General features: G+C 62.5%; 18 protein-coding genes. 11 read left to right on the top strand and 7 right to left on the bottom strand.

Annotation, left to right across the window (positions count from 1 at the left end; translation table 11 throughout):
• Positions 1 to 36 precede the first annotated feature (36 nt).
• Positions 37 to 948 (bottom strand): LysR family transcriptional regulator, encoded by a 912-nt coding sequence (locus FJV77_RS28695; RefSeq protein ID WP_142869768.1) that lies wholly within the window; start codon positions 946 to 948, stop codon positions 37 to 39.
• Positions 949 to 1,222: 274 nt separating this feature from the next.
• Here FJV77_RS28695 and FJV77_RS28690 point away from each other — a divergent pair, with 274 nt between their 5' ends.
• The 4 genes from FJV77_RS28690 to FJV77_RS28675 all read left to right on the top strand — a co-directional run bounded on the left by FJV77_RS28690 (position 1,223) and on the right by FJV77_RS28675 (position 5,610).
• Entirely contained in the window at positions 1,223 to 2,005 is a 783-nt protein-coding gene (locus FJV77_RS28690) for a 3-hydroxybutyrate dehydrogenase (protein ID WP_142869767.1), read from the top strand.
• A gap of 23 nt (positions 2,006 to 2,028) precedes the next feature.
• The gene (locus FJV77_RS28685; RefSeq protein WP_185970453.1) at positions 2,029 to 3,186 is read left to right on the top strand and encodes a patatin-like phospholipase family protein; all 1,158 of its coding nucleotides are present in this window, start codon (positions 2,029 to 2,031) and stop codon (positions 3,184 to 3,186) included.
• Positions 3,187 to 3,228: 42 nt separating this feature from the next.
• Positions 3,229 to 4,623 (top strand): NAD(P)/FAD-dependent oxidoreductase, encoded by a 1,395-nt coding sequence (locus FJV77_RS28680; protein WP_142869766.1) that lies wholly within the window; start codon positions 3,229 to 3,231, stop codon positions 4,621 to 4,623.
• A gap of 282 nt (positions 4,624 to 4,905) precedes the next feature.
• Positions 4,906 to 5,610: a peroxiredoxin-like family protein gene (locus FJV77_RS28675; RefSeq protein WP_142869765.1), complete on the top strand. Its 705-nt coding sequence runs from the start codon at positions 4,906 to 4,908 to the stop codon at positions 5,608 to 5,610.
• Here the strand turns inward: FJV77_RS28675 and FJV77_RS28670 are convergent.
• Positions 5,594 to 6,499 (bottom strand): LysR family transcriptional regulator, encoded by a 906-nt coding sequence (locus tag FJV77_RS28670; protein WP_142869764.1) that lies wholly within the window; start codon positions 6,497 to 6,499, stop codon positions 5,594 to 5,596. The genes FJV77_RS28675 and FJV77_RS28670 overlap by 17 nt on opposite strands.
• A 369-nt stretch (positions 6,500 to 6,868) precedes the next feature.
• Here FJV77_RS28670 and FJV77_RS28665 point away from each other — a divergent pair, with 369 nt between their 5' ends.
• The gene (locus tag FJV77_RS28665; protein ID WP_142869763.1) at positions 6,869 to 7,162 is read left to right on the top strand and encodes a GYD domain-containing protein; all 294 of its coding nucleotides are present in this window, start codon (positions 6,869 to 6,871) and stop codon (positions 7,160 to 7,162) included.
• 372 nt (positions 7,163 to 7,534) lie between these two features.
• Here FJV77_RS28665 and FJV77_RS28660 read toward each other — a convergent pair whose 3' ends face one another.
• A complete protein-coding gene (locus FJV77_RS28660; protein WP_142869762.1) occupies positions 7,535 to 8,005 on the bottom strand; it encodes a DUF6314 family protein in 471 nt (156 codons plus the stop codon).
• Positions 8,006 to 8,567: 562 nt separating this feature from the next.
• Between FJV77_RS28660 and FJV77_RS28655 the strand changes: the two genes are divergently transcribed.
• Positions 8,568 to 9,962 (top strand): multicopper oxidase family protein, encoded by a 1,395-nt coding sequence (locus FJV77_RS28655; RefSeq protein WP_142869761.1) that lies wholly within the window; start codon positions 8,568 to 8,570, stop codon positions 9,960 to 9,962.
• Between the two features lie 155 nt (positions 9,963 to 10,117).
• On the top strand, positions 10,118 to 11,431 hold the full coding sequence (locus FJV77_RS28650; RefSeq protein ID WP_142869760.1) for an NAD(P)H-dependent oxidoreductase: 1,314 nt from the start codon (positions 10,118 to 10,120) through the stop codon (positions 11,429 to 11,431).
• A 3-nt stretch (positions 11,432 to 11,434) separates the two neighbouring features.
• On the opposite strand, the gene proC is transcribed toward FJV77_RS28650, so the two are convergent.
• The 3 genes from proC to FJV77_RS28635 all read right to left on the bottom strand — a co-directional run bounded on the left by proC (position 11,435) and on the right by FJV77_RS28635 (position 14,622).
• Entirely contained in the window at positions 11,435 to 12,250 is an 816-nt protein-coding gene (proC, locus tag FJV77_RS28645) for a pyrroline-5-carboxylate reductase (protein WP_142869759.1), read from the bottom strand.
• Between the two features lie 85 nt (positions 12,251 to 12,335).
• Positions 12,336 to 13,655 carry an O-antigen ligase gene (locus FJV77_RS28640; RefSeq protein ID WP_142869758.1) on the bottom strand — a complete coding sequence of 440 codons (1,320 nt, stop codon included), beginning with the start codon at positions 13,653 to 13,655 and terminating at the stop codon, positions 12,336 to 12,338.
• The gene (locus tag FJV77_RS28635) at positions 13,624 to 14,622 is read right to left on the bottom strand and encodes a glycosyltransferase (RefSeq protein WP_142869757.1); all 999 of its coding nucleotides are present in this window, start codon (positions 14,620 to 14,622) and stop codon (positions 13,624 to 13,626) included. The genes FJV77_RS28640 and FJV77_RS28635 overlap by 32 nt, the downstream gene beginning before the upstream one ends.
• Positions 14,623 to 14,793: 171 nt before the next feature.
• Here FJV77_RS28635 and FJV77_RS28630 point away from each other — a divergent pair, with 171 nt between their 5' ends.
• Genes FJV77_RS28630 through FJV77_RS28620 form a run of 3 tightly spaced genes read left to right on the top strand, consistent with a single transcriptional unit; the run spans position 14,794 to position 17,677 of the window.
• Positions 14,794 to 15,966, top strand: coding sequence for a glycosyltransferase family 4 protein (locus FJV77_RS28630; RefSeq protein WP_142869756.1), 1,173 nt, complete (start codon positions 14,794 to 14,796; stop codon positions 15,964 to 15,966).
• Positions 15,963 to 16,757 carry a WecB/TagA/CpsF family glycosyltransferase gene (locus FJV77_RS28625; protein WP_142869755.1) on the top strand — a complete coding sequence of 265 codons (795 nt, stop codon included), beginning with the start codon at positions 15,963 to 15,965 and terminating at the stop codon, positions 16,755 to 16,757. Before FJV77_RS28630 ends, FJV77_RS28625 begins: the two co-directional genes overlap by 4 nt.
• Complete coding sequence (locus FJV77_RS28620; protein WP_142869754.1) at positions 16,754 to 17,677, top strand: DUF6492 family protein; 924 nt, start codon at positions 16,754 to 16,756, stop codon at positions 17,675 to 17,677. Before FJV77_RS28625 ends, FJV77_RS28620 begins: the two co-directional genes overlap by 4 nt.
• Here FJV77_RS28620 and FJV77_RS28615 read toward each other — a convergent pair.
• A complete protein-coding gene (locus tag FJV77_RS28615) occupies positions 17,674 to 18,969 on the bottom strand; it encodes a lipopolysaccharide biosynthesis protein (RefSeq protein WP_142869753.1) in 1,296 nt (431 codons plus the stop codon). The genes FJV77_RS28620 and FJV77_RS28615 overlap by 4 nt on opposite strands.
• A gap of 197 nt (positions 18,970 to 19,166) precedes the next feature.
• On the opposite strand from FJV77_RS28615, the gene FJV77_RS28610 reads away from it, so the two are divergent.
• Entirely contained in the window at positions 19,167 to 21,512 is a 2,346-nt protein-coding gene (locus FJV77_RS28610) for a GumC family protein (RefSeq protein ID WP_142869752.1), read from the top strand.
• Positions 21,513 to 21,655 lie beyond the last annotated feature (143 nt).

The following is a 21,655-nucleotide window of genomic DNA, read 5'->3' as shown; positions in this document are numbered from 1 at the left end:
CCCTGGCATGCGAAAGAACGTCTTTGCGCGCAGAGGCTATTCCGCGGCGGATAACGCCTTTGCACGCTCGCCGAACCACTTCTTCTGCGTGGCCTCGCGCACGAGTGCGCCAACCGCCGGCGAATGCCTGCGGCCGCGTACCGTGACGAGATTGACCTCGCGCCAGAATTCCGGATCGGTGATCGGCAACGGCACCACTCCGGGGTGCTTGGCGGTATGCTCGGGCATGAACCCGAAACCAAGCCCGGCGGCGATCATCGCGAGCGTCCAATCGTCACGATCGCTCCAGTAAACAGGGCTGACCGTGACGCCCTGCTCGGCCAGAATAGCATCGGCATAACCGGCAAATTCACAATTGTTGCGGTGGATGTAGGTCTCATTGCTCATATCCGTCACCCGAACGCTGCGCTGGTTGGCCAAGCGATGGTTGAGATGAACAGCCATCACCATCTGTTCCTGAAACAGCGGCAAGGAGTGAACCTCCTCATCGGGCACGTTTGACGGCAACGCGTAAATAGCCGCCTCAAGGTCGCCTCCGAGCAGTCGTTTGCGCAAGCTTGGTGCATCGGCATCGCAAAGATGAAGCTCCACGCCCGGATGGTGCGTGCGCACGGACGAAATGAGCTCGATGATTTCATCCGGAGCAATCGTGCTCATGATGCCGACCCTGAGCGGCGTCTTCTTCAGGTGCACATATTGCTCGGCGATCTGCTTTGCCTGCCGGGAGTTCTCGAAAACGCCTTCGAGATAGGTCTCGACCATGCGACCGAGTTCCGTCAGATGCGTAAAGCGTCGTTCACGATGAAAAAGCGCGCCGCCGAACTCGTCTTCGAGCAGCTTGATCGCGCGCGACAGTGCCGGCTGCGTAACGTTGCATTGTTCGGCCGCCCTGGTGAAATTCAGTTCCTTGGCGACGGCCAAGAAATACCTGACCTGGCTGATCTCCACTGCACGCTCCCCCAGCGGCTGGCATACGGCATTCCGTGTTGCCGGGTGATCTTACTAGTTGCCCCTACGTCAAACAACCCAATCTGGTGATGATGTCCCAGGCGACAGATTGACGATCTGACCGTCGGCTATCGAATCCATGTCTCAACGGCATTTCCGCTGTCTCCAGCCGCCCGCCATACTCGGCTTAGGACTCGAGACCCGGGCGCTACGGCCCGTGCTCGCATCCGTTCGCAGGCCATTTTGGCTGCGGCTTGAATCGAAGGAAACAACGATGCTCAGAGGAAAGACGGCACTGATCACAGGCTCGACCAGCGGCATCGGCCAAGGCATTGCCGAAGCCTTCGCCGCGAAGGGCTGCAACATCGTTCTGAACGGCTTCGGCGATCCCGGTCAGATCGAGTTGCTGCGGGCAAAGCTTGCCGCGGAGTATGGCGTGACTGTTCGCTACGACGGTGCGGACATGAGCAAGGGCAGCGCGGTCACGGCGATGATGGACAAGGCAATCGCCGAGTTCGGCGTGATCGACATCCTCATCAACAATGCCGGCATCCAGCATGTCGCGCCGATCGATGACTTTCCGATCGAAAAATTTGAAGCAGTCGTGGCGATCGATCTCATGTCGTCATTCTACACGATCCGGCGCGCGCTGCAGGCCATGAAAGAACGCAAGTGGGGCCGCATCATCAATGTTGCGTCCGCCCACGCCCTTGTCGCCTCGCCCTACAAATCCGCCTATGTCGCCGCCAAGCACGGGGTCGCCGGTCTGACCAAGACGGTTGCGCTGGAGGTCGCCGAACAGGGCATCACGGTCAATGCGGTTTGCCCGGGATACGTGCTCACCCCGCTGGTCGAAAAGCAGATACCGGATACGGCCAAGGCCCGGGGGATCACAGAAGAACAAGTAATCAAGGATGTGCTTTTGGCGGCTCAGCCGACCAAGCAGTTCGTGACTGTAGCCCAGGTCGCGGCGCTCTGCCTGTTCCTCGCCTCGACCGATGCGGCCTCGATCACCGGCGCCATCATCCCGATCGAAGGCGGCTGGACGGCTCATTGAACCGGCAACGAGGAGCAAAGACCATGAACAAGATCACCCGAAATCCTCCAACCGCTGAACCTTTGCCGGAGGTCGCCCATCCGGCCGACGCTGCCGTTCAGCGGCAAACGGTGTTGGTGCTGCAAGGCGGCGGCGCTCTGGGCGCCTATCAGGCCGGTGTCTACCAGGCGCTCGTCGAAGGCGGGATCGAGCCGGATTGGGTCATCGGCACCTCGATCGGCGCCATCAACGCGTCGTTGATTGCCGGGAACGATCCAACGGTTCGGCTGGCGAGGCTTCAGGAGTTCTGGGAAGGCGTCAGCCGTATCAGCCCTCTCGATGAGTTTTTTCGAATGATGGTGCCAAGCAATGTCTTCGCCAATATGGGCACCGTCATGCGGGGCATACCGGGATTCTTCGAACCGAATCCAGGCGCCGTGTTCGGAGTGAACCGCGAAGTGGGCGTCGAGAACGCCTCCTACTACACGACCGATCCGCTCAAGAGGACGCTGAATGACCTGATCGACTTCGACTATCTCAACCGGCGCCATACCCGCCTGACGGTCGGCGCAGTCAACGTCAACACCAGTGAACTCAAATACTTCGACACCCGGGAGATGGCCTTGTCGGCAGCGCACATCATGGCGTCGGGCGCCTTGCCGCCGGCGTTTCCGGCGGTCTGTATCGACGGCGAGCCTTACTGGGACGGCGGCATCTATTCGAACACGCCCATCGAGGTCGTGCTCGACGCCCGTCCGCGGCGCGACTCGCTGATCTTTGCCGTCAACATGTGGCAGCCTCGCGCCACCGAGCCCAAATCGATCTGGCAGGTCATGGGCCGGCAAAAGGACCTTCAATACGCCAGCCGGGGCCGGAGCCATGTTGCCAGGCAGGAGCAGCTGCACCGTCTGCGGCACGTCGTGCGTGAAATGGGAAGGCTGGTTCCCGAGGAGCGGCGTGAGGATCCGATGTTCAAGGAACTTGCGTCCTATGGCTGCCCGTCGGTCATGCACCTTGTGCGGCTGCTCTCGCCACGCCTGGACGGCGAGGACCACACCAAGGACATCGACTTCACCCGCGTCGGCATCCGCACGCGCTGGCAGGCCGGCTACGAGCACGGCCAGCGCGTCCTCTCGGAGAAGCCGTGGGAATGCGACGTCGACATGCTGCAGGGCATCGTCATCCACGAATCGCAAGAGTGAGTTGTTCCAGCGGCGAGCCCGAGGAAAAGACGGAGACTACCGATGCAGATCATCATTCCTGGGATGCGGCTCGTTCCGGAAGCTGTGCTTGCCAACAATGCCGCGCTTTTCCGCACGATACCGGAGACGCCATCTCACGCCGACAGTTCACGGCATCGCGTAGTCATCGTCGGCGGAGGTGCCGGCGGCCTCGAATTGGCAACACGGCTCGGCAGGAAATTCGGCAAGAGGCGGCTTTCCATAACGCTCGTCGATCGCAATCGCACACATGTATGGAAGCCGCTTCTGCACGAGGTGGCGTCCGGCGCGTTGAATCCGTCGAGCGATGCTGTGGAATACATCGCACATGCCAGCAGGCACCACTATCGCTACCGGATCGGCGAAGTCGTCGGCATCGACCGCGCCAAGCGCCAAGTTTTTGTGGCGCCGAGCTTCGACGACGACGGCAGACAGATCATTCCGCCACGCGTGTTGGGCTACGACACGCTGGTGCTGGCCGTGGGCAGCGTCAGCAACGATTTCGGGACGCCGGGGGCGGCGCGTTACGCCATTGCGCTCGATACGACCGGTCAGGCCTCCCGTTTCAACAAGCGCATGTTCGACGCCTGCCTGCGTGCGAACGCCCAATATGAGAAGCTTTCACCAGGCCAACTCCATTGCGTCATCGTTGGCGCCGGGGCCACCGGCGTTGAACTGGCCGCCGAGTTGCATAAGTCGATGCGGGAAATCGCCTCGCACAATCTCGACAACATCGATTTCGAAAGGCTGATCCGCATCACCATCGTCGAGGCAGGACCGCGCATCCTGCCGGCTTTGCCGGAACACCTTGCGCGCTCTTCCGCGCGCCGGCTTGTTGATCTCGGCGTCCAGATCCGATGCGGCATCAAGGTCACCGAAGTGACAGAAGACGGTATCAGGCTTGGAGAGAAGCTGTTCGTGCCGGCCGAACTCGTCGTGTGGTCCGCCGGGATCAAGGCGCCGGATTTTCTGAAAAGGCTCGATGGCCTCGATACGGATCGCATCAACCGCTTGGTCGTGGATGCGACGCTGCGGGCAAAGGGAGATGACAGCGTGTTTGCGATCGGCGACTGCGCGAGTTGTGTGTTGCCCGGCAGCGAAGATCCCTTGCCGCCGCGCGCCCAGACGGCCCATCAGCAGGCCGATCATATGGTCAAGGTGATCGCGGCACGCCTCGAAGGGCAGGAGGCGCCGGCGTTCCGTTACCGCGACTACGGTTCTCTCGTTTCACTGGCCGACTACGGCACCTTTGGCAGCCTGGTGGGCGGACTGAAGGTCGAGGGTTTGCTTGCCCGGCTGATGTATCATTCGCTCTACAAGATGCATCTCAAGGCGGTGCACGGGACCTTCAAGACCATGCGGGATACGATCGTGGGAATCCTGTCGCACCGCACCAAACCGCGGGTCAAATTGCATTGAATCTCGGTAGGCCGGGACGGGGAAAATATGATGTCGCGATCCTCGGTGGCGGTGGTGCAGGGATAGCTGTGACAGCAGCCACACCCGATGCCTGGCTGCCGCTTTCAGACTTCCGCTTCGGAAGTCAGGAAATCTGATGTAACGATTCGAGCCGCAATACCGAACAGAAGATGAATCCGCATAGCTTCGATGCACGCAGGGCATCGACTCCATGCAAGAAAAGCATGGCCGTGCCCGTGGGGCTTCAATGTTAGGCTGCATGGAAATTGCGAAAGTGCAGAAATGGCCGCCGACGACCAGCCAATGACATTTGAACAGTCCGTCCAGGCTGCCATCGAACTCGATGCGCCTCTCAACGAGAGGCTAGCGGTGATCGCGAGCGCAGTGCGCCGACTGAATTCGGAGTTCGCTGACGCGGTTGACCGGCTCGTGGCGCGCCTCAGGGAACAGGGAGCTGGTGCAAGTGCTCCCGCCCCCGGCGATGTCATGCCCGCATTCCTGCTGCCTGATGACGAGGGCAGGCTCGTGAGCCTATCTGAAATCCTTAGCCACGGGCCGGCCGTCATTACGTTTCAGCGCGGGCATTGGTGTCCCTATTGCCGCCTGAATGCGATCGGCATCGTCGAAGCCCAACAGGAGATTACGACGCTGCGCGGCCAGGTCGTGGTGATCATGCCGGAGCGGCGCAAATTCGCAAAGGCAATGAAGGCCTCGGTTGGTGCTCAGTTTCCTTTCCTGACGGACATGGACAATGGCTACGCTTTGTCCCTCAACCTCGCGATCTGGGTGGGAGCCGAGATGGAGCGGTTGATGGGCCTCGGCCTCGATCTGCCGAACTATCAGGGCAACAGCAGCTGGTTCCTGCCGATCCCTGCTACTTTCGTCGTTGGAACTGATGGCATCATCACAGATCGGTTCGTCGATCCCGACTATCGTCGACGGATGGACATCGACGACTTGATCGCGGCGCTCAGGCGGGCTCGCTGACGCCAAATGTCGACCAGTCGGTTGATCGCAGGAGGTTGAGGAGCGTCATGGCCACCTGCGAGCGATGTCGGCCGGCGACTGCGTAGACGGCGACGATCCGCGAAACATCCAGATCACGCAGCTTGAGTCTGCGGACGTTGGGCGAGCGGGGTGCAGTTGTGGAGACAAAGCCAACGCCTGCATTGGCTTCCAGCAGCGCCAGCAAATCCTGGTCGGTTTCAACCTCATGTGTGGTGCGAGGCGTAATTCCTCTGGCCGAGAGACCGCGCGACAGATCTTCGCTCGTTTCCCAGTCGATCCGACTGAGCACGGGTTCTGTGGCTAACTGGCTCAGCGCTACATCCGCTTCGTTTCGGCGGGCAAGAGGGTGATCGGAGTTCACGACGAGCTCGATCCCCTCCTGGAAAAGCGGCCACGTGTCGAGCCGATCCCAAGCCTGTCCCAGCGGACCGGCAACCGCCAGTTCGACTTCGCCGTTCTTGAGGGCTTCGATGACAGCGGTCGGCGAACCGCGGCTGATCTTGAGATGCACTCCAGGGTAGGCGCGGAAAAGCTCGGTAAAGGGTGAAACCAGCAGCGCTATGTTGACGCTGTTGGAAATGGTGACGTTGAGTGGGGCGACGTCACTGCTTTGCACGGCCTTTGCGAGAGATTTGGCGGAGGTGGCAGCATCGTAACATTGTTGCAGCAGGGGCAGCATGCGCCGGCCAAGCTCGGTCAGATGGGAATGCTGGCGCTCGCGACGAAGCAACTCACCGCCCAACTCGTCTTCGAGGGTCTTGATGGCGCGAGTCAGAGCCGGCTGCGTGACATTGCACTCTTCCGCTGCTCTGGTAAAATTTAGCGTGTTGGACAGGGCCAGAAAATAGCGGACCTGCTGCATCTCCATGAATTTTCGCCCCCTCAGCGAAATCCGATTCGTCAGCAATGGCTAATCTGTGCCCATGCTAACGCAACAGGAGGCCAAGGCAAAGCCGGCCCCCCAAATCCGCCTTTGAGGTCTCAGCTGCCGGTCATTTTAACGGCCGTCACAATGTTACAAATATGCTTGTAAGTTATTGATTTAATTAGGATCGATCAGAGTTCAATCCTCTCTCGCAGCACCAGTTTATCTCCTTGAAATCAATGAAGCCCTTGATTTGCAAGGCATGGCCTTCCTTGCCCCAAGTGGTTCGCGCACCTAACTCGTGCTATCGTAGTTCCGGGAGACGGCGGACGCGCCGTGAGTGCCCGCCCGCTCCCATCATGGGAGGAACAAATGGCTTATTACGTATTGCTGTCAAATTTCACAGACCAAGGCATCAAGAGCATAAAGGATACTCAGAAACGTGCTGAGGCCTTCAAGGCCATGGCCAGCAAGAACGGCATCAAGGTTCACACCCTGTTGTGGACGCTTGGTCAACATGATGTTGTGGCGATTGCCGAAGCAGACGACGACATTGCTGCGACCGCACTGGCCTTATCGATCGCATCGCTCGGCAATATCAGAACTCAGACATTGAGAGCGTTCGATGCGGCGGATATGGCCAAGATAATGGCAAAGATGGCCTGACCGCCGCTGTGCTGCCTTGCGCAGACGATTGAAGCCGACCGCTGACCGAATGGCGGCAGGCCTGTCTGTTTTCCATTAAGCGAAACCCCGGCAGAGTCGGGGTTTCTTGAGGGACGTTCAACTCGACGCATGGGCCTTTCCAGCCGGATCTACGAGGTCATGACCTCGTAATCTACTTCCCTAGGCCAAGCTGGTTCATCAGGTCCTGGTTGTCCCAGAACAGCCATTCGTGACGACGATCTCGCCGTCAAGCTTGCCGGCGGGCCACCGGCCGACTGGTACCGATCCTGGAAGGCTGGAGCATGACCGGCTTCAGCCTCTACGCAATCTATCTCAGTCGGAAATTCCTGCCTGCAAAAGTCCAGGTCTTCATCAATTACCTGGAAGAGGTTTCGCGCGCTCAAGATCCCCGGCATCTAGGCGACGAAACCGGCTGAGGCTCGCGTAGTTCTTGCGCGGCCCTTTGACCCGCCACGCCTCGGCCCATTCGTCGGGGCCGCGAAACAAGAAGCGCCCGGCATAGACATCGGCGCCGCAATGATGCTGGACGATCTGTGTTGCCTTCGGCTCGAGCTCGATGAAGTCGCTGCCGTCGGCACGAAGAATCCGGATCGAACGGTCGCGCCGCTCAAGCCGGTAGGCCCGGCTCGCCGGCATCGCATGAGCGGCGATTTGCATGACGCCGCGCTCGGTGAATGCATCGGCGGTGACGACAGCGTTGCCGGTGAAATTGTATGTCGCACCGGCAAGGAAATCGATCATCGTGCGGCGGACCGTCCAGTCGCCGGCAAGGCTGTCGGCGATGTTCTGCCACGGCCTGGCGTCGGCCGCATCTTCGGTCAAATGGATGCGATCCACATTATACCCGTAGCAATACCACGCTTCGCTTCGTGTCATGCATAACATTAAAGGCCCGGACCGCGTCGGGCAAAGCCATTCGACCGTGACGCCTGTCAGGGTCACAAAACTGGCGGTAGCTTCGTTTCATAACGGCCGTCTGACAACAGACTCCAGCCTTGCACGGAGGCATGCAGGACGTGCCGCATCTGGGCTCATGGCACGGTGTTCGACGATCGCAAAGTCACTGCCGGCCGCTATGTCTTCGCTCAAGCCCGCGTGCGGCTGGAAAGTTCTTGCCCTGGAGTGAACAAACTCACAGTCAGAAAGCAACATTTCTGTGTAGCAATCGAAGCGCAGGCGCTGCTCGCCGAACTGCACTGAAACTGAGTTCCGCGCTCCGGCGGGTGGACGAATGGTCGTGACGCTAGCGTCAACGCTTTAGCGCAAGCAAATGTCATCGGCTCGCCATGGCATGAAAGGGAAGCGACGTGGCAGTATCGGCACTTGCGCCGGTTGCCGTCACCATCCAGGACATTGGCGCGACTATGTTCAGTTGGAGCGCTAGATGACCGTACTCACCCGCCGCAGGCTTCTAAGAACAGCCGCGGTAGCCGGCGTCGGCGGGGTCGGTCTTGCGGCGATGGCCAGGCTCGGCGGCTGGGCCGCGGTCGCTCCGGAGCCGGTGGAACTCAAGACGGCAAAAATCCAGGCCAGGTTCATGGATGTCGGCCAGACCCGGGACGTGCTGACCTATGGTGTATCAGGAATGCCGCCGGTGTTGCGGATGAAAAAGGGCGAACCCTTCGCCGCGCGCCTCGTCAACGCCATCGACGATCCGACGACCATCCACTGGCACGGCATTCGCGTTCCAAACAAGATGGACGGCGTCCCCTTCCTGGTTCAGCCCTACGTCTATACCGGCGATCATTTCGACTACGCTTTCATGCCGCCCGATGCCGGCACCTTCTGGTATCACCCGCATTGCAACACGCTGGAGCAGATGGGCCACGGCCTGACCGGTGTGATCGTCGTCGAGAACCCCGGCGATCCAAAGTTCGACGCCGAGGCGGTCGTCAATCTGCGTGACTGGCGGCTCGGCGACGACGCCCAGTTCATCCAGCAATTCCGCCCGCGCGATGCCGCAAAAACCGGTACCTATGGCACGGTGCGCACCGCCAACTGGCTCGACCAGCCACAATTCGACGCGCCGGCCGGCGGGCTGGTGCGGCTGCGGGTCGCCATCACCGACGTCACCCGCATCTACGCCTTTCGCGTCGAGGGCGCCGAGGCCGCGGTCATCGCGCTCGACGGCAATCCGGTGCCGCAACGTTTTTCGCCCGATGCCTTGCTGCTTGGACCGGGACAGCGCATGGACCTCGCCATTCGCATGCCCGACCAGGAGGGCGCCATCGTCAATCTGGGCGATGTCAGGGGCACCAAGCCCAAGACGCTCGCCACCTTGCGCAGCACCGGCAGCTCGCTCAAGCGCGACCTGCGCGACCTCCCGCCCCTGGAGGTCAACCCCGTGGCGGAGGTGGATCTCGGCAGCGCGAAACACATTGCGCTCTCGCTCAGCGCCACGGCGGAAAACGTCCCGAGCGACGGCATATGCGGCTCGCTCGGCTACAGTTTCTGGGCCATCAACAAGGTGCCGTGGCCCGGCGACACGCCGGACCCGACCGCACCCTTGGCTGAGTTGAAGCTTGGCAAAAGCTATGTCGTGGACATGGAGAATTTGACGTCGCAATCGCATCCGATCCATCTGCACGGCATGAGCTTCAAGGTGCTGTCGTCGTCGACGCGCCAGGCACAGCCGGTAATCTCCGACACCTATCTCATCCAGCCCAACGAGAAGGTTCAGCTCGGCTTCGTCGCCGACAATCCCGGTGACTGGCTGCTGCATTGCCACATCATCGAGCATCAGAAATCAGGCATGACGGGCTACGTCCGGGTGGTTTGAAGTGTCGCTCGGCCATCCGGCTTCAGGCGCGGGTTAACTTGGCCGGCCGAGCTTGTTGTTCGAGAAATTGCCGCAGTCCGCCGGTTTCGTTGGCAAAGCAGGGCCGTTCCCTGCTATTCCCCGCCTGCAAATCAAGAAGCCGTGGACACGCTTGCATGACCAATGTTGCCCTGACCGGACTGGCCCGTGATCTCGCCAGGCGCGCCGCCGAGGGCAAGCCGGTGCGCATCGGCGTCATCGGCTCCGGCGAAATGGGCACAGATCTCGTCACGCAAGGCATGCTGATGCCGGGCATTTCGGTCTGCGCCATCTCGACGCGCCGCCCGCACACCGCGCGTGACGCCATCCGCATCGCCTACGGCGACGAAGCGATGGCGGTCGAGGCCGACACGGCATCGAAAGTCACCACCGCGATCGATGCGGGGAAAATCGCGATCACCTCGAACGAGATGCTGGTCACCAATCCACTGATCGACGTCGTCATCGACGCCACAGGAAAGCCCGGTGTCGCCGCCGATTTCGACCTCAAGGCGATGGAGCATGGCAAGCATCTGGTGATGATGAATGTCGAGGCCGATGTTACCATCGGCTGTTATCTCAAGCAGCAGGCCGACCGGCTCGGTGTTGTCTATTCTGTCGGCGCCGGCGACGAGCCGTCGAGCTGCATGGAGCTGATCGAGTTCGCGTCGGCGCTCGGCTACACCATCGTCTCGGCTGGCAAGGGCAAGAACAACCCGCTCAACCACGATGCCGTGCCGGACGACTATCGCGAGGAAGCGATCCGCCGCAACATGAACCCGCGCATGCTGGTCGAGTTCGTCGACGGTTCGAAAACCATGGTCGAGATGTGCGCCATCGCCAACGCCACCGGGCTGGTGCCCGATGTTCCGGGCATGCATGGTCCCAAGGCCGACCGCGACGAGCTGGCAAAAGTGCTGATCCCACGCGCCGATGGCGGCATCCTGTCGAAGAAGGGCGTCGTCGACTACACGATCGGCAAGGGCGTGGCGCCCGGCGTCTTCGTCATCGTCGAGGCAACGCATCCGCGCATTGTCGAGCGCATGGACGATTTGCATATCGGCCATGGTCCCTACTACAGCTTCTTCCGGCCCTACCATTTGACCTCGCTGGAAGTGCCGCTGACAGCGGCGCGCATCATGCTTTACGGCCGGCCAGACATGGTGCCGCTGCCGAAGCCGGTCGCCGAAGTCTGCGCGGTCGCCAAGCGCGATCTCGCCGCCGGCGAGACCTTCGATGCCATTGGCGAGACCTGCTACCGCTCCTGGACCATGACCGCTGAAGAGGCCCGCGCCCACCGCGCCGTGCCGGTCGGCTTGCTCGAGGGTGGCAAGGTGCTGAAACCGGTCAGGAAGGGCGAATTGCTGACCACGGACAATGCCACGCCCGACCAGGCGACAAGGCTGTACGCCCTGCGCAAGCTGCAGGATGAGATGCTTTACTGGGGCTGAAGTCTACTTCCCCAGCTCTATCGACCTGATCCGCGCCGCTTCCACCGCTTCGGTCAGCAGCTTCGTCAGCCGGTCTTCGCCCATCAGCACGGCAAGTGCTGCCGCAGTCGTGCCGTTGGGGCTGGTGACTTGCTGGCGCAGCACGCCGGGCTCCTCGCCGCTTTCGGCGGCGAGCGCGGCGGCGCCATAGACGGTCTGCATGGCCAGCAGCCTGGCGGTCTCGGTCGGCAGCCCGGCTTTCTCGGCAGCAACCGTCAGCGCCTCGATGAAGTGGAAGATGTAGGCCGGACCGGAACCCGAAACCGCCGTCACCGCATCCATCAGGCCTTCATCGTCGATCGTCGTCACCACACCGCTCGCCGACAGCAGCTCGGCGACGAAACGCCTGACATCGTCGGTCACCAGCGGGTTGGAATAGACCACCATCATGCCCTTGCCGATCGCGGCCGGCGTGTTCGGCATGCAGCGGATGATCGGTGCGAGATGGCCGAGGATGTGCTCGAAGGTGGCGACCGGCGTGCCCGCTGCGATGCTGACGAAGGTGGTCCTGCCATCGGCGAAACGCTTGTAGGCGGCGGTGACGTCGCGGATCACTTGCGGCTTCACGGCGATGACGACGAGGTCGGGCTCCGCATCGGCCGGGATACCGTTGGCATCCGCGGCGGCACCGCAGCCAAGATGCTCGGCGCGTTTGCGAAGGTCGGCATTGGGCTCGACCACGAACACGGCTTGCGGCGCAAGCTTGCCGGATTTCAGCCAGCCCGCCAGCATGGCGTAACCCATATTGCCGCAGCCGGCGAGAACAAGCCTGATCGTCATTGAGAGCCCTCCGATAACGCCTCTCCTTAGACGCTCGTAGCGGAGCGGGAAAGCCCCTCAAGGGCGCACGGATCAGGCCAGCCGGTCAAGAGCGCCGGCGCACCGCGATCGGCCGCAGCGACACTTGCCTCAGGCCAAGCACGCCGAGCACGAAGAACAGCCAGACCGGGTCGCCGCGATGAAAGAAGAAGCTTTCGAGAAAGGCGTTCAGCGCCGTGAACAGCACCACCATCATGAAGAAATCACCGAGATAGATGTTCTCCTTGCGCGGCGGGATGCGCATGTAGTCGCGCAGCGGCGCGATCAGGAAGGTGTAGACGGCCACACAAAGCGCCGGTATGCCCATCAGCACGGCGATGTCGAGATAGCCGTCATGGCCATGCACGATGGTCCTGATGTCCCAGGGCCGGTCGAAAGGCTGGTCCTGGCTGAGCAGCAGCGGTGTTCCCCAGAAACTTTCATAGCCGTAGCCGGTCCACGGCTTCTTCGCCAGCATCTCGCCCGAGAACTCCCACAGCGTCGTGCGCCCGGTATAGGTGAGGTCGGGGAAATAGGTCGCCGCCAGCTCCTTGACCGGCGGGATGAAGACGATGCCGAGCGTGCCGACAGCCGTGGCGATGATCGCCAGCGCAAACAGAACCGGCGTGCCGAACCGCATGCCGATCAGGCCGGGCAGCACCACGATCAGGATCGAGAACGGCACCAGACCCGCCGTCGTCTTGGAGCCGGTGTGCAGCATGAAGACCATCGCCGCCCCGAAGATCGCCACGCCCCAGAACCGCTGCCCGCGCCGAAAGAGATAGAGGCCGGCGAAGCTGAAACAGGCCATGACAGGTCCGGCGATGTTCTTGTGGGCGAAGACGCCGCGCCACAGGCCGGCATGCTCGGGCTCCTGCGAGTCCGCCGTGTGCAGCGCGTCGTGCGGAAAGACGATGAGGCCGATATAGGACAGGCCGATGACGACGATGGCGGTGAAGATGATGGCTTTCGAAAAACTGTCGGCGTCGCGCGGCAGCACCAGGATCGTCGCTATCGTCAAAATGCCGAGCAGCGTGAAGAAGGCCGCGCGCATCGCCGAGGACGGGTCGCTCGCGTTGATGACCGAAAGCATGAAGAAGCCGAGCATCAGGATCCAGGACGGGCTGAGCAGCGAGCGCACCACTTTGGGGTCGGAGAAGGTCAGCAGTGAGAAGATCGAAATGGCGCCGAGCGAACTGAAGCCGAGCTGGTTGACGATGTCGCCGCCGTCGCCTGTCAGTTCCGCGCCTGCCGGCTGAAACGGCCGGAACGACACGATGATGACGGCAAACAACAGCGCGGCAATCGCCGTCGCAACGCCGTCGCGGGTGACAATGCCGCCCAGCAACAGCTCGTCAGTTCTTTTCAGGCTGCCTGTATTGCTCATTGGCGTATCCGAATTCGGCAAGCACGCGGCCGAGCGCGACATAGACGGGATAAAGCGCCGTCGACGGGGAGCCTGTTCGCGCCAGCTTGACTGCACCGCGCAGCGGCGAGGCGGCAAGAAGCGCCAGACTTTTAGCAAACACCTTGACGCCGGCCAACGGTGTGCCGGCGCGTTTCTTTTTCTCGACCAGGGTCGAGATCACGCCGTTGCGCAAGGAGCGGGCACGGATCCAGTCGGCCTCGACGCGCCTGGCCGGAACGCCTTCGCGCACCTTGGCCTCGGCGCACCAGCCAAGCACGAAACCTTTCTGCGTCGACCGGCTGAGGAAGTCGGAATCGCCGCCGCCCATGAAATTGAAGCGGAGGTCGAGGAAGGGCGGCCCCATGGCGGTCAGCACATTGCGCCCGACCAGAAGGTTGCCCGAGGAATAGAGGGCCGCCACGCGCCCGGTCTCGCGATAGGGCGGCGCAAAGACCGGGTGCTCGGCCCATTTTGCATGAGCCGGATCGGCAAACACCGGCACTTGCGGCCCGCCGACAATGTCGGCGCCAAGCGTCTCAGACGCTGTGCACATACGCTCCAGCCAGTCGGCGTCGGCGATCTCGTCATCGTCGATGACCAGCAGGTGGCGAAAGCCGGGAAAATGCAGGATCGCAGTCTGCCAGCCGGCATTGTAGGCGCTGCAATTGCCGCGCTCATGCGCGATGATGACCATGCCCGTCATATCGCCGCGCGCAAACAGTGGCCCTGCCGCCTTGGCGCCCTCGCGCGCCTCGGCTTCGTTCTCCATGACGATGACGGCGAAACGCCGGCTGGTTTGCTGCGCCTTCAGCGACGCCAGCGTTTCCAGGAGCAGTTGCGGCCGCTTGAAGGTCGGTAGCGTGACAACGGCTTCGATGGTCTCGGCGGCGAGCCCCGGAGAGCGCCCCGCGATCGATACCGAACCATCCGATGGCAAAGGGATCATCCGCTCCAGCCGCATGTATTAAATCTGGCTTCCGATAGCACCGCGATGATAACGTTTCGTTAATCACCTTTCGCAGCGAGCCTGCTGATCGGTTCCTTTCATCCGCTGCGTTGCGTGACTTAATCAAGGGTTCACCCAGCTTTGATAGTGGCTGACGCCTGGATAGGTGAGATGCATCTGCTGTTCGCCACATCGATCGTGCCCGACGGCGCACTCGCCTCGGGCTATGAGATCGCCAACGCTGCGATCATCGCCGCCTTGCGGCGCGCCGGCGTGCGCGTCACCGTCATCGGCTTTATCTGGCCGGGCAAGGCGCCAAGCGACCCCGAAAACACCATCGTGCTCGGCGCTGTCGACGTGCGCACGGAAAGCGCCTCGGCGATGCGGAAGCTCGCCTGGCTCGGAAAGGCGATGCTGTCAGGACTCACCTTCGCTTCCGTCAAGCTGCGCGCGGTTTCCGACAGCGAAGTCCGCGCCGCCATCGAACGTGCCGGCCCTTTCGACGGCTATGTCCTGAATTCCGTGCAGTTCGCTGGCGCCTTTGAAAAACTGTTCGCCGACCGCCCATCGATCTTCGTCGCCCACAATGTCGAACATGCTTCGGCCAGGGAGAATGCGGCGGCTGCAAACAGTCGCTTCCAGCGCCTGCTATTTGCCCGCGAGGCGAGGCTCCTCAAGATCATGGAGGAGCGGCTCTGCCGCCGGGCCCGCTTCGTCTTCACGCTGGCCGAGGAAGACCGCCCCGCACTCGGCGTTGCCTCCGACGACCGCTCGGCGGTGCTGCCGCTGGTGACCACTGCCACCGCGCCGAAGCCGGTAAAGCCGCGCCGCATCGATTGCGACGCGGCACTGATCGGCACCTGGACCTGGCAGCCGAACCGCATCGGCCTCGACTGGTTCCTGGAAAAAGTCGTGCCACATCTCAGGCGGAATTTTCGCATCAGGATCGCCGGCAACATGCCGTCCGATATCACCTCCGCGCATCCCGGCGTCGAATTCGTCGGCCGCGTGCCCGACGCGCAGGCTTTCGTGCGCGGCGCCGCCGTCATCCCGCTGATCAGCACCGCCGGCAGCGGCGTGCAGCTCAAGACCATCGAAACCTTCGAGCTCGGCCTGCCGTCGGTCGCTACCAGCCGCTCGCTGCGCGGCATCGACCATCGCCCGGCCAACTGCGTGGTGACAGACGATCCGGCCGCCTTCGCCGGCGCGCTGGAAGCGGCGGCGGCCGATGTCAGGGATGTAGACGGCACCGCATTCCATCGCAGTCAGATGAAGGCACTCGACGCCGCGATCAGGCTCGGCCTGGAACAGCTCGGGCCGGTCAGGCAGGAGGTGTTTGCATGAATATGCACACCGCCCGCGCCGCCCTTGGGCTAGATACGCTGAAGATGATCCTCGGCATTTCGGTCCTCGCCATCCGCTGGGATGACGCGATCGCGCTGCTGGCCCGGCTGATTGCCGAGCGGCGCTTCACCAAGGTCAGTTTTCTCAACGCTCACAATGCCAACATCGCCTATACCGATCCGGTCTTTGCCGAAGCGCTCGACGATTTCCTCATCCTGCCCGACGGCGTCGGCGTCGATCTGGCGGCAAAGCTGCTCTACGGCGCGCCATTCCCGGACAATCTCAACGGCACGGATTTCATTCCGGCCTTTCTGCAGACATCGGCAAGGCCGCTGACCGTCGGGCTGCTTGGCGCCACCCGCGCCAATGCCGAGGCGGCGTCGATCAAGCTGGCGGCGCTGGCCGTGCAGCACAAATTCGTCGTCATCCATGACGGCTATTTCTCGCCCGCCGAAGAGCAGGCAATCGTCGACCGCATCGAGGCGTTGCGGCCCGACGTGCTGCTTGTCGCCATGGGCGTGCCGCGCCAGGAATTGTGGATCGCCCGTCATATAGACGCTCGCCACTGCACGCTGCCGATCGCCGTCGGTGCGCTGCTCGATTTCCTCTCCGGCTCCGTGCCGCGAGCGCCGATCTGGATGCGTCGGCTGAGGCTCGAATGGCTGTTCCGCCTGTTGATCGAGCCGGGCCGGCTGTGGCGCCGCTACGTCGTCGGCAATCCGGTGTTCCTGTGGCGTGCCGTCAGGCAGAAATTCTCGCATCGGCCCAGGCCTGCCGGAGAGCTACGGTGAACACCCGCTTCCTGCCTGATACCGCCGACGACACGGCTGTCCTGCCGCAGACGCCGACAGCGGCGGTGGTGACCGCCAGCTATGCGCCGGATTTCGAGCGCTGCCGTCTGCTGTGCGAGACCCTCGACCGCCATGTCTCCGGCGTGGCGCATCACTACATACTGGTTGAGCATCGCGACGTGGCGCTGTTTCGCCAATTGGAAAACAGCCGCCGCACTGTCGTCGACGAACACGACCTGCTGCCGCGCTGGCTGCGCGTGTTCGACGATCCGATGAGCCTGTTTCGCCGCCGCCTCTGGCTCAGTTTCAAGACCCAGCCGCTCCGCGGGTGGCATGTGCAGCAGCTGCGTCGCATCGCCATCGCTGTGCATGCGGGGGAAGACGTGCTGGTCTTCTGCGATTCCGACGTCGCGTTCGTCAAACCGTTCGATCTGAACGCCTTCTGGCACGACGGCAAGGTGCGGCTGTTCCGGCGCGACGGCGTGCTGTCGAACGAGGGTCACGACGAGCACCGCATCTGGTCGCGCAATGCGGGCTCGGTGCTTGGCATCGATCCATCCGAAGTTTCGACCCACGACTATATTTCGACGCTGATTGCCTGGCGCCGGCAGACCGTGACGGCGATGTGTGCTCAGATCGAGAAGGTCCATGGCCGGAACTGGGTCGAGGTCATCGGCTCCGCGCGCCGATTCTCCGAATGCATGATCTACGGCCGCTATGTCGATGATGTGCTGCAAGGCGCCGGCCATTTCCACGGCTCGGAAGAATTCTGCCGCGTGCATTGGACCGGAGAGGCGCTGTCGGATGACGAATTCCGAAGCTTCGTCGCCGCCATGGCGCCGCGGCAGGTGGCGATCGGCATGCAATCCTTCATCGGCACCGATATCCGCCGGATCCGCCGTCTGATCGGGCTGGACTAAATAGCTTTTGCCGGCTTGCGCATTGCCGAGTAGGTCAGCAGCGCCGAGGCGAGATAGAGCAGCAGGAAGACGACATTGAGCGACAGCACCAGAGTGGGCGTGTCGGCGATCGTGGTCAGCACATAGGTCAACAGCACCGCCTTCAGCCCGGCCAGCAGGCCGAGATTGAGTGCGCGGATCGCGGTCTGGCCACGCGCGAACAGAAGCTCGGCCTGATATTCGACCAGGTTGCGCAGTCCCGGTACGCCGATTGCCAATGCCACCAGCGGTGCTGCCTCGGCGACATTCCGGCCCAGCGCATTGGGGAAGAAATGCAGCACGATGCCGAGTGCCGCCAGCGCCAATGTCGACACCAGAAACACGCCGGCTTCGATGCCGCTTTTGACCCGCAGCCGCGACAACATTTCCGGCGCTCGCATCATCCGCTGCACCAGCATCATCGAGAAGGTGCGGATCGGGATTGCGGTCAGGTCGACCAGCCGCATGATGATGGCATAGATGCCGGCCAGATGCGGCCCGCCGATCGCCAGCACGAGCAGCTTGTCGAATTCCGACTGCAGGTAGAACAGCACTTCGGCGCCGGCGACATAGATCGAATCGGCAAGCCGCCTGAGGTAGAGTTCGGTGCGCAACCTCAGCCGCTGGCGTGGATAATAGAAGCCGAAGGCGAGCAGCAGCGAGGCAGCGTTGGCGCCGATATAGAACAGCGACCACACCCAGACGCTGTGCTGCCCCGACAGCATGAACAGCACCGCGCCCAGCGCGCGGAACGCAGTGGTCACGATCGACAGCACGGCAGCGCGGCCGAATTTGCCGAGCCCGTTGTTGACGATCAGCACGACCTCGACCGGCCGCCACAAAAGTGCTTCGGCAAAGACGATTGCGGCAAAGACGGCCAGCGGCACGGTGCTGGCGAAGAAGATAAGGTAGACACCCCAGGAGGCGGCCGCCAGCAGCGGCAACGACACGGCGCCAAGCAGCAGGAAGCCGGCTGTGAAGGTGCCGATCAGGTTGGGTCGGATGGCGGCGGTGCGGTAGAGCGCCGAGATGAAGCCGAAGGCGAGGATGCGCGACAACATGACGCCGGCGGCCGATGCCGTGGCGAACATGCCGAACTCGGCGATCGACAGCGTGTTGGCGAGTGCGATGAAATAGGCGAGCGAGAACACCAGTCGCCCGCCGGCGCCGCTGATCGCCGAGAGATAGTCGCGGAACAACCCCCGTCGTTCGGCCACGAAGGTACCGATCCGGGCGAGTGTCCGCCTTTGCGGTGTGTCGCTGGCCTGCATCATGTCGAGGAATGCCATAGGCCGGAAAGTTTAACGTGCGGTTCTGACAACCCTTTTACGCTCTCGACAATGTGCGGCAGAAGCGAGAAACTTCGGCTTCGGTCCAAGGAAATTAACCTTTTGTTTCCCATGCCTGTTTAGCGTGGCTTAACGATTGGCCGACCGCCGCTCCCAAGCCGCCAAGGGTAAAGTTTCGAGACATGGTCGAGAGGGAAAACCGTGAAGACTGGAGGCGCGAGCGCTCCCTCCTGGCGCTCGGCAAAGCTGTGCGCGGCGAAGAGGCGACGGATGCATCGCCGGTCTCCATCGGTGACCGGGCCGATCCGTCATGGCGCGAGGACGCTGCCACGCGTCACCGGATCGCCCGCGCGCAACGCGAGGCGCAGTCGAACTCCTCACGCGAAGCGGCGCCCGAGCCGCCGCGAGCCGACCGCGAAACCATTTCGGGCGAACCATGGTCGTCGGCAGACGAGGCCGTTCGCTACAAGCACGCTCGGTCGCCTGAAGCATCTGATTTTAGACCGCGTGACGAGGCTACCCGGTTCGAAGCCTACCGTTCGCAACCCGCTTATAAGCCCCGCTATGCCGACGAGCAGCGGCGGGACAGCGACGATGACGACGATCAGGAATGGAAGCCGCTGATAGACCCGCTGCAGGTCGTCCGCGGCATCACCCGGTCCAAGCTTTTGATCGTCTCGACGACGATACTGGGGACGGTGCTCGGCGTTGCCGTCGCCGTTTCGACGCCGAAGAAATACGAAGCCACCACCCAGGTGGTCATCGAGCCAGGCGACCTGAAGCTGTCCGACAACGATCTCACCCAACCGGTCGGCCAGCCCGATGCGGCGCTGGCCGTTGTCGAAACCCGTATCAAGATGGTGACGTCCGGCAAGGTCCTCGACAAGGTCGTCGCCGATCTCAATCTCGTCAACGATCCGGAGTTCAACGGACAGGGTTCCGGCGGCCTCGGCGTCATGTCGCTCATCCGCTCGATCCTGTCGCGCCAGGATGGACCTGGCGGTGCCGGTGAAGCGCGCCGCCAGGCGCTGGCGGTTGGCAATCTGGCCAAGAGCCTGTCGGTGGAGCGCAGCGGCAAGAGCTTTGTCGTTTCCATAGGCGCCACCACCCAAAGTGCCGACAAATCGGCGGAGATCGCCAACACGACGAGGGACGTTTTCCAGCAGGAGGCGGCCCAATACCAGTTCGGGATGGCCGGACGCGCGACGGACCAGCTGACGGCCAAGCTCGATGACCTGCGCAAGGATGTCGAGGCGGCCGAGCGCAAGGTCGAGGATTTCAGGGCCACGCATGATCTCGTTGACGCGCAGGGTCACCTGATCAGCGACGACCAGATGCTGAAGCTCAACGAGCAGCTCTCCGTCACCCGGGCCCGGACGCTGGAACTCAATGCCCGCGCCGCGTCGGCGCGTTCGCTGGACGTCAATTCGGTTATCAACGGCACCTTGCCGGAAGAAATCAATTCCAACACGATGAGTGAACTGCGCGCGCAATATGCAGCTTTGAAGCAGGAGGCCGACCGCGCCGCCGTACGTCTGGGGCCGCGCCATCCCGAATACCAGGCGCTCAACGCCCAGCTCGATGGCGCACGCGAGCGCATCGCAGGCGAACTGCGCCGCATTGCCTCGTCGCTGCAGGTCGACTTGAAGCGCTCGGTCCAGCTCGAGCAGGATCTCGCTTCCCGCCTGGCCCAGGCAAAGGTCCAGAGCGGCGACGTCAACAGCGATCTGGTCAGCCTGCGCGAATATGAGCGTGATGCCACCGCCAAGCGCTCTGTCTATGAACAATATCTTCTGCGCGCCAAGGAGACCGGCGAACAGCAAAACATCAACACCACCAACATCAACGTGCTGACCAAAGCGCAACCGCCACTCGAACCCAACGGGCCGTCGCGGGCTGTGATCGCGCTTGCCGGCCTGCTGCTCGGCCTTGCTTCCGGCATCGGTCTCGGTGCGATGCGCGGCGCCTTTGCCAGCCTGCGCAACGCCGCCGGCTCGCGTCCGCGCGGCCGGATGGAGGAGCGCCGGCCATCGGCCGAGGATAGGGCCTATCAGGCTGCGCCACCGATAACCCCTGCAACGCCTCCGCCGCCGTTGGGGGATACTCCCACCCGGAACCCAGGTCTGTTCGGCGGGATGCTTTCGGCCGTCCACAAAGCCATATCAGGCGGCGAGGCGCCGCTGGAAAAACCCGCCAAGACGGGCCACGCCCGACCAGCCGCGCCGGCCATCGCCGAGCGCACAAGACCGATGCAGGAGCCTGTGAGCTATCGTCAGCCGGACTTCCAACACGAGGCTCCGCACGCCCATGAGCAGCACCCCGGCTACGCGCAACCCGGCCGACCGGCTGACTACGCCTATTCGCAGGCCCAGCCGATGCCAGCAGCACACGAGAGTTCTCCGCAGCCGGACGAGACGCCGTCGGACGACCAGCAGGCGCAAATCGACGATATCCGCGCCGGCCTGCGCGAATTTCGCGAGGCGGTGCGCGAGCTCACCGAAAACCATTCGCGCCGCCGCTATTTCTGAGCCCGCCGGCACGGAATAAAAGCTGCCGGTTTCGAGTTAGCGGCATCTGACGGCGCTTTGACGGGATTGCCTGAGCCAAATTTCGTGAAAATGCCGCGCAGCATGGCGCTCAAAAAGCGCTGCCTTCGGGCTTGACCCGAACG

Origin of the sequence: Mesorhizobium sp. WSM4306 (assembly GCF_007003975.1) — a bacterium.
Classification (GTDB): Bacteria; Pseudomonadota; Alphaproteobacteria; order Rhizobiales; family Rhizobiaceae; genus Mesorhizobium.
This window is presented reverse-complemented; position numbering and strand designations above follow the sequence as displayed.

What these genes read in the sequence shown, in the direction of transcription:
- FJV77_RS28690 (WP_142869767.1), top strand. Translation starts at nt 1,223, where the DNA reads ATGCTCAGAGGAAAGACGGCACTGATCACAGGCTCGACCAGCGGCATC.
- FJV77_RS28685 (WP_185970453.1), top strand. Translation starts at nt 2,029, where the DNA reads ATGAACAAGATCACCCGAAATCCTCCAACCGCTGAACCTTTGCCGGAG.
- FJV77_RS28680 (WP_142869766.1), top strand. Translation starts at nt 3,229, where the DNA reads ATGCAGATCATCATTCCTGGGATGCGGCTCGTTCCGGAAGCTGTGCTT.
- FJV77_RS28675 (WP_142869765.1), top strand. Translation starts at nt 4,906, where the DNA reads ATGGCCGCCGACGACCAGCCAATGACATTTGAACAGTCCGTCCAGGCT.
- FJV77_RS28670 (WP_142869764.1), bottom strand. Translation starts at nt 6,499, where the DNA reads ATGGAGATGCAGCAGGTCCGCTATTTTCTGGCCCTGTCCAACACGCTA.
- FJV77_RS28665 (WP_142869763.1), top strand. Translation starts at nt 6,869, where the DNA reads ATGGCTTATTACGTATTGCTGTCAAATTTCACAGACCAAGGCATCAAG.
- FJV77_RS28655 (WP_142869761.1), top strand. Translation starts at nt 8,568, where the DNA reads ATGACCGTACTCACCCGCCGCAGGCTTCTAAGAACAGCCGCGGTAGCC.
- FJV77_RS28650 (WP_142869760.1), top strand. Translation starts at nt 10,118, where the DNA reads ATGACCAATGTTGCCCTGACCGGACTGGCCCGTGATCTCGCCAGGCGC.
- proC (WP_142869759.1), bottom strand. Translation starts at nt 12,250, where the DNA reads ATGACGATCAGGCTTGTTCTCGCCGGCTGCGGCAATATGGGTTACGCC.
- FJV77_RS28640 (WP_142869758.1), bottom strand. Translation starts at nt 13,655, where the DNA reads ATGAGCAATACAGGCAGCCTGAAAAGAACTGACGAGCTGTTGCTGGGC.
- FJV77_RS28635 (WP_142869757.1), bottom strand. Translation starts at nt 14,622, where the DNA reads ATGATCCCTTTGCCATCGGATGGTTCGGTATCGATCGCGGGGCGCTCT.
- FJV77_RS28630 (WP_142869756.1), top strand. Translation starts at nt 14,794, where the DNA reads ATGCATCTGCTGTTCGCCACATCGATCGTGCCCGACGGCGCACTCGCC.
- FJV77_RS28625 (WP_142869755.1), top strand. Translation starts at nt 15,963, where the DNA reads ATGAATATGCACACCGCCCGCGCCGCCCTTGGGCTAGATACGCTGAAG.
- FJV77_RS28615 (WP_142869753.1), bottom strand. Translation starts at nt 18,969, where the DNA reads ATGATGCAGGCCAGCGACACACCGCAAAGGCGGACACTCGCCCGGATC.
- FJV77_RS28610 (WP_142869752.1), top strand. Translation starts at nt 19,167, where the DNA reads ATGGTCGAGAGGGAAAACCGTGAAGACTGGAGGCGCGAGCGCTCCCTC.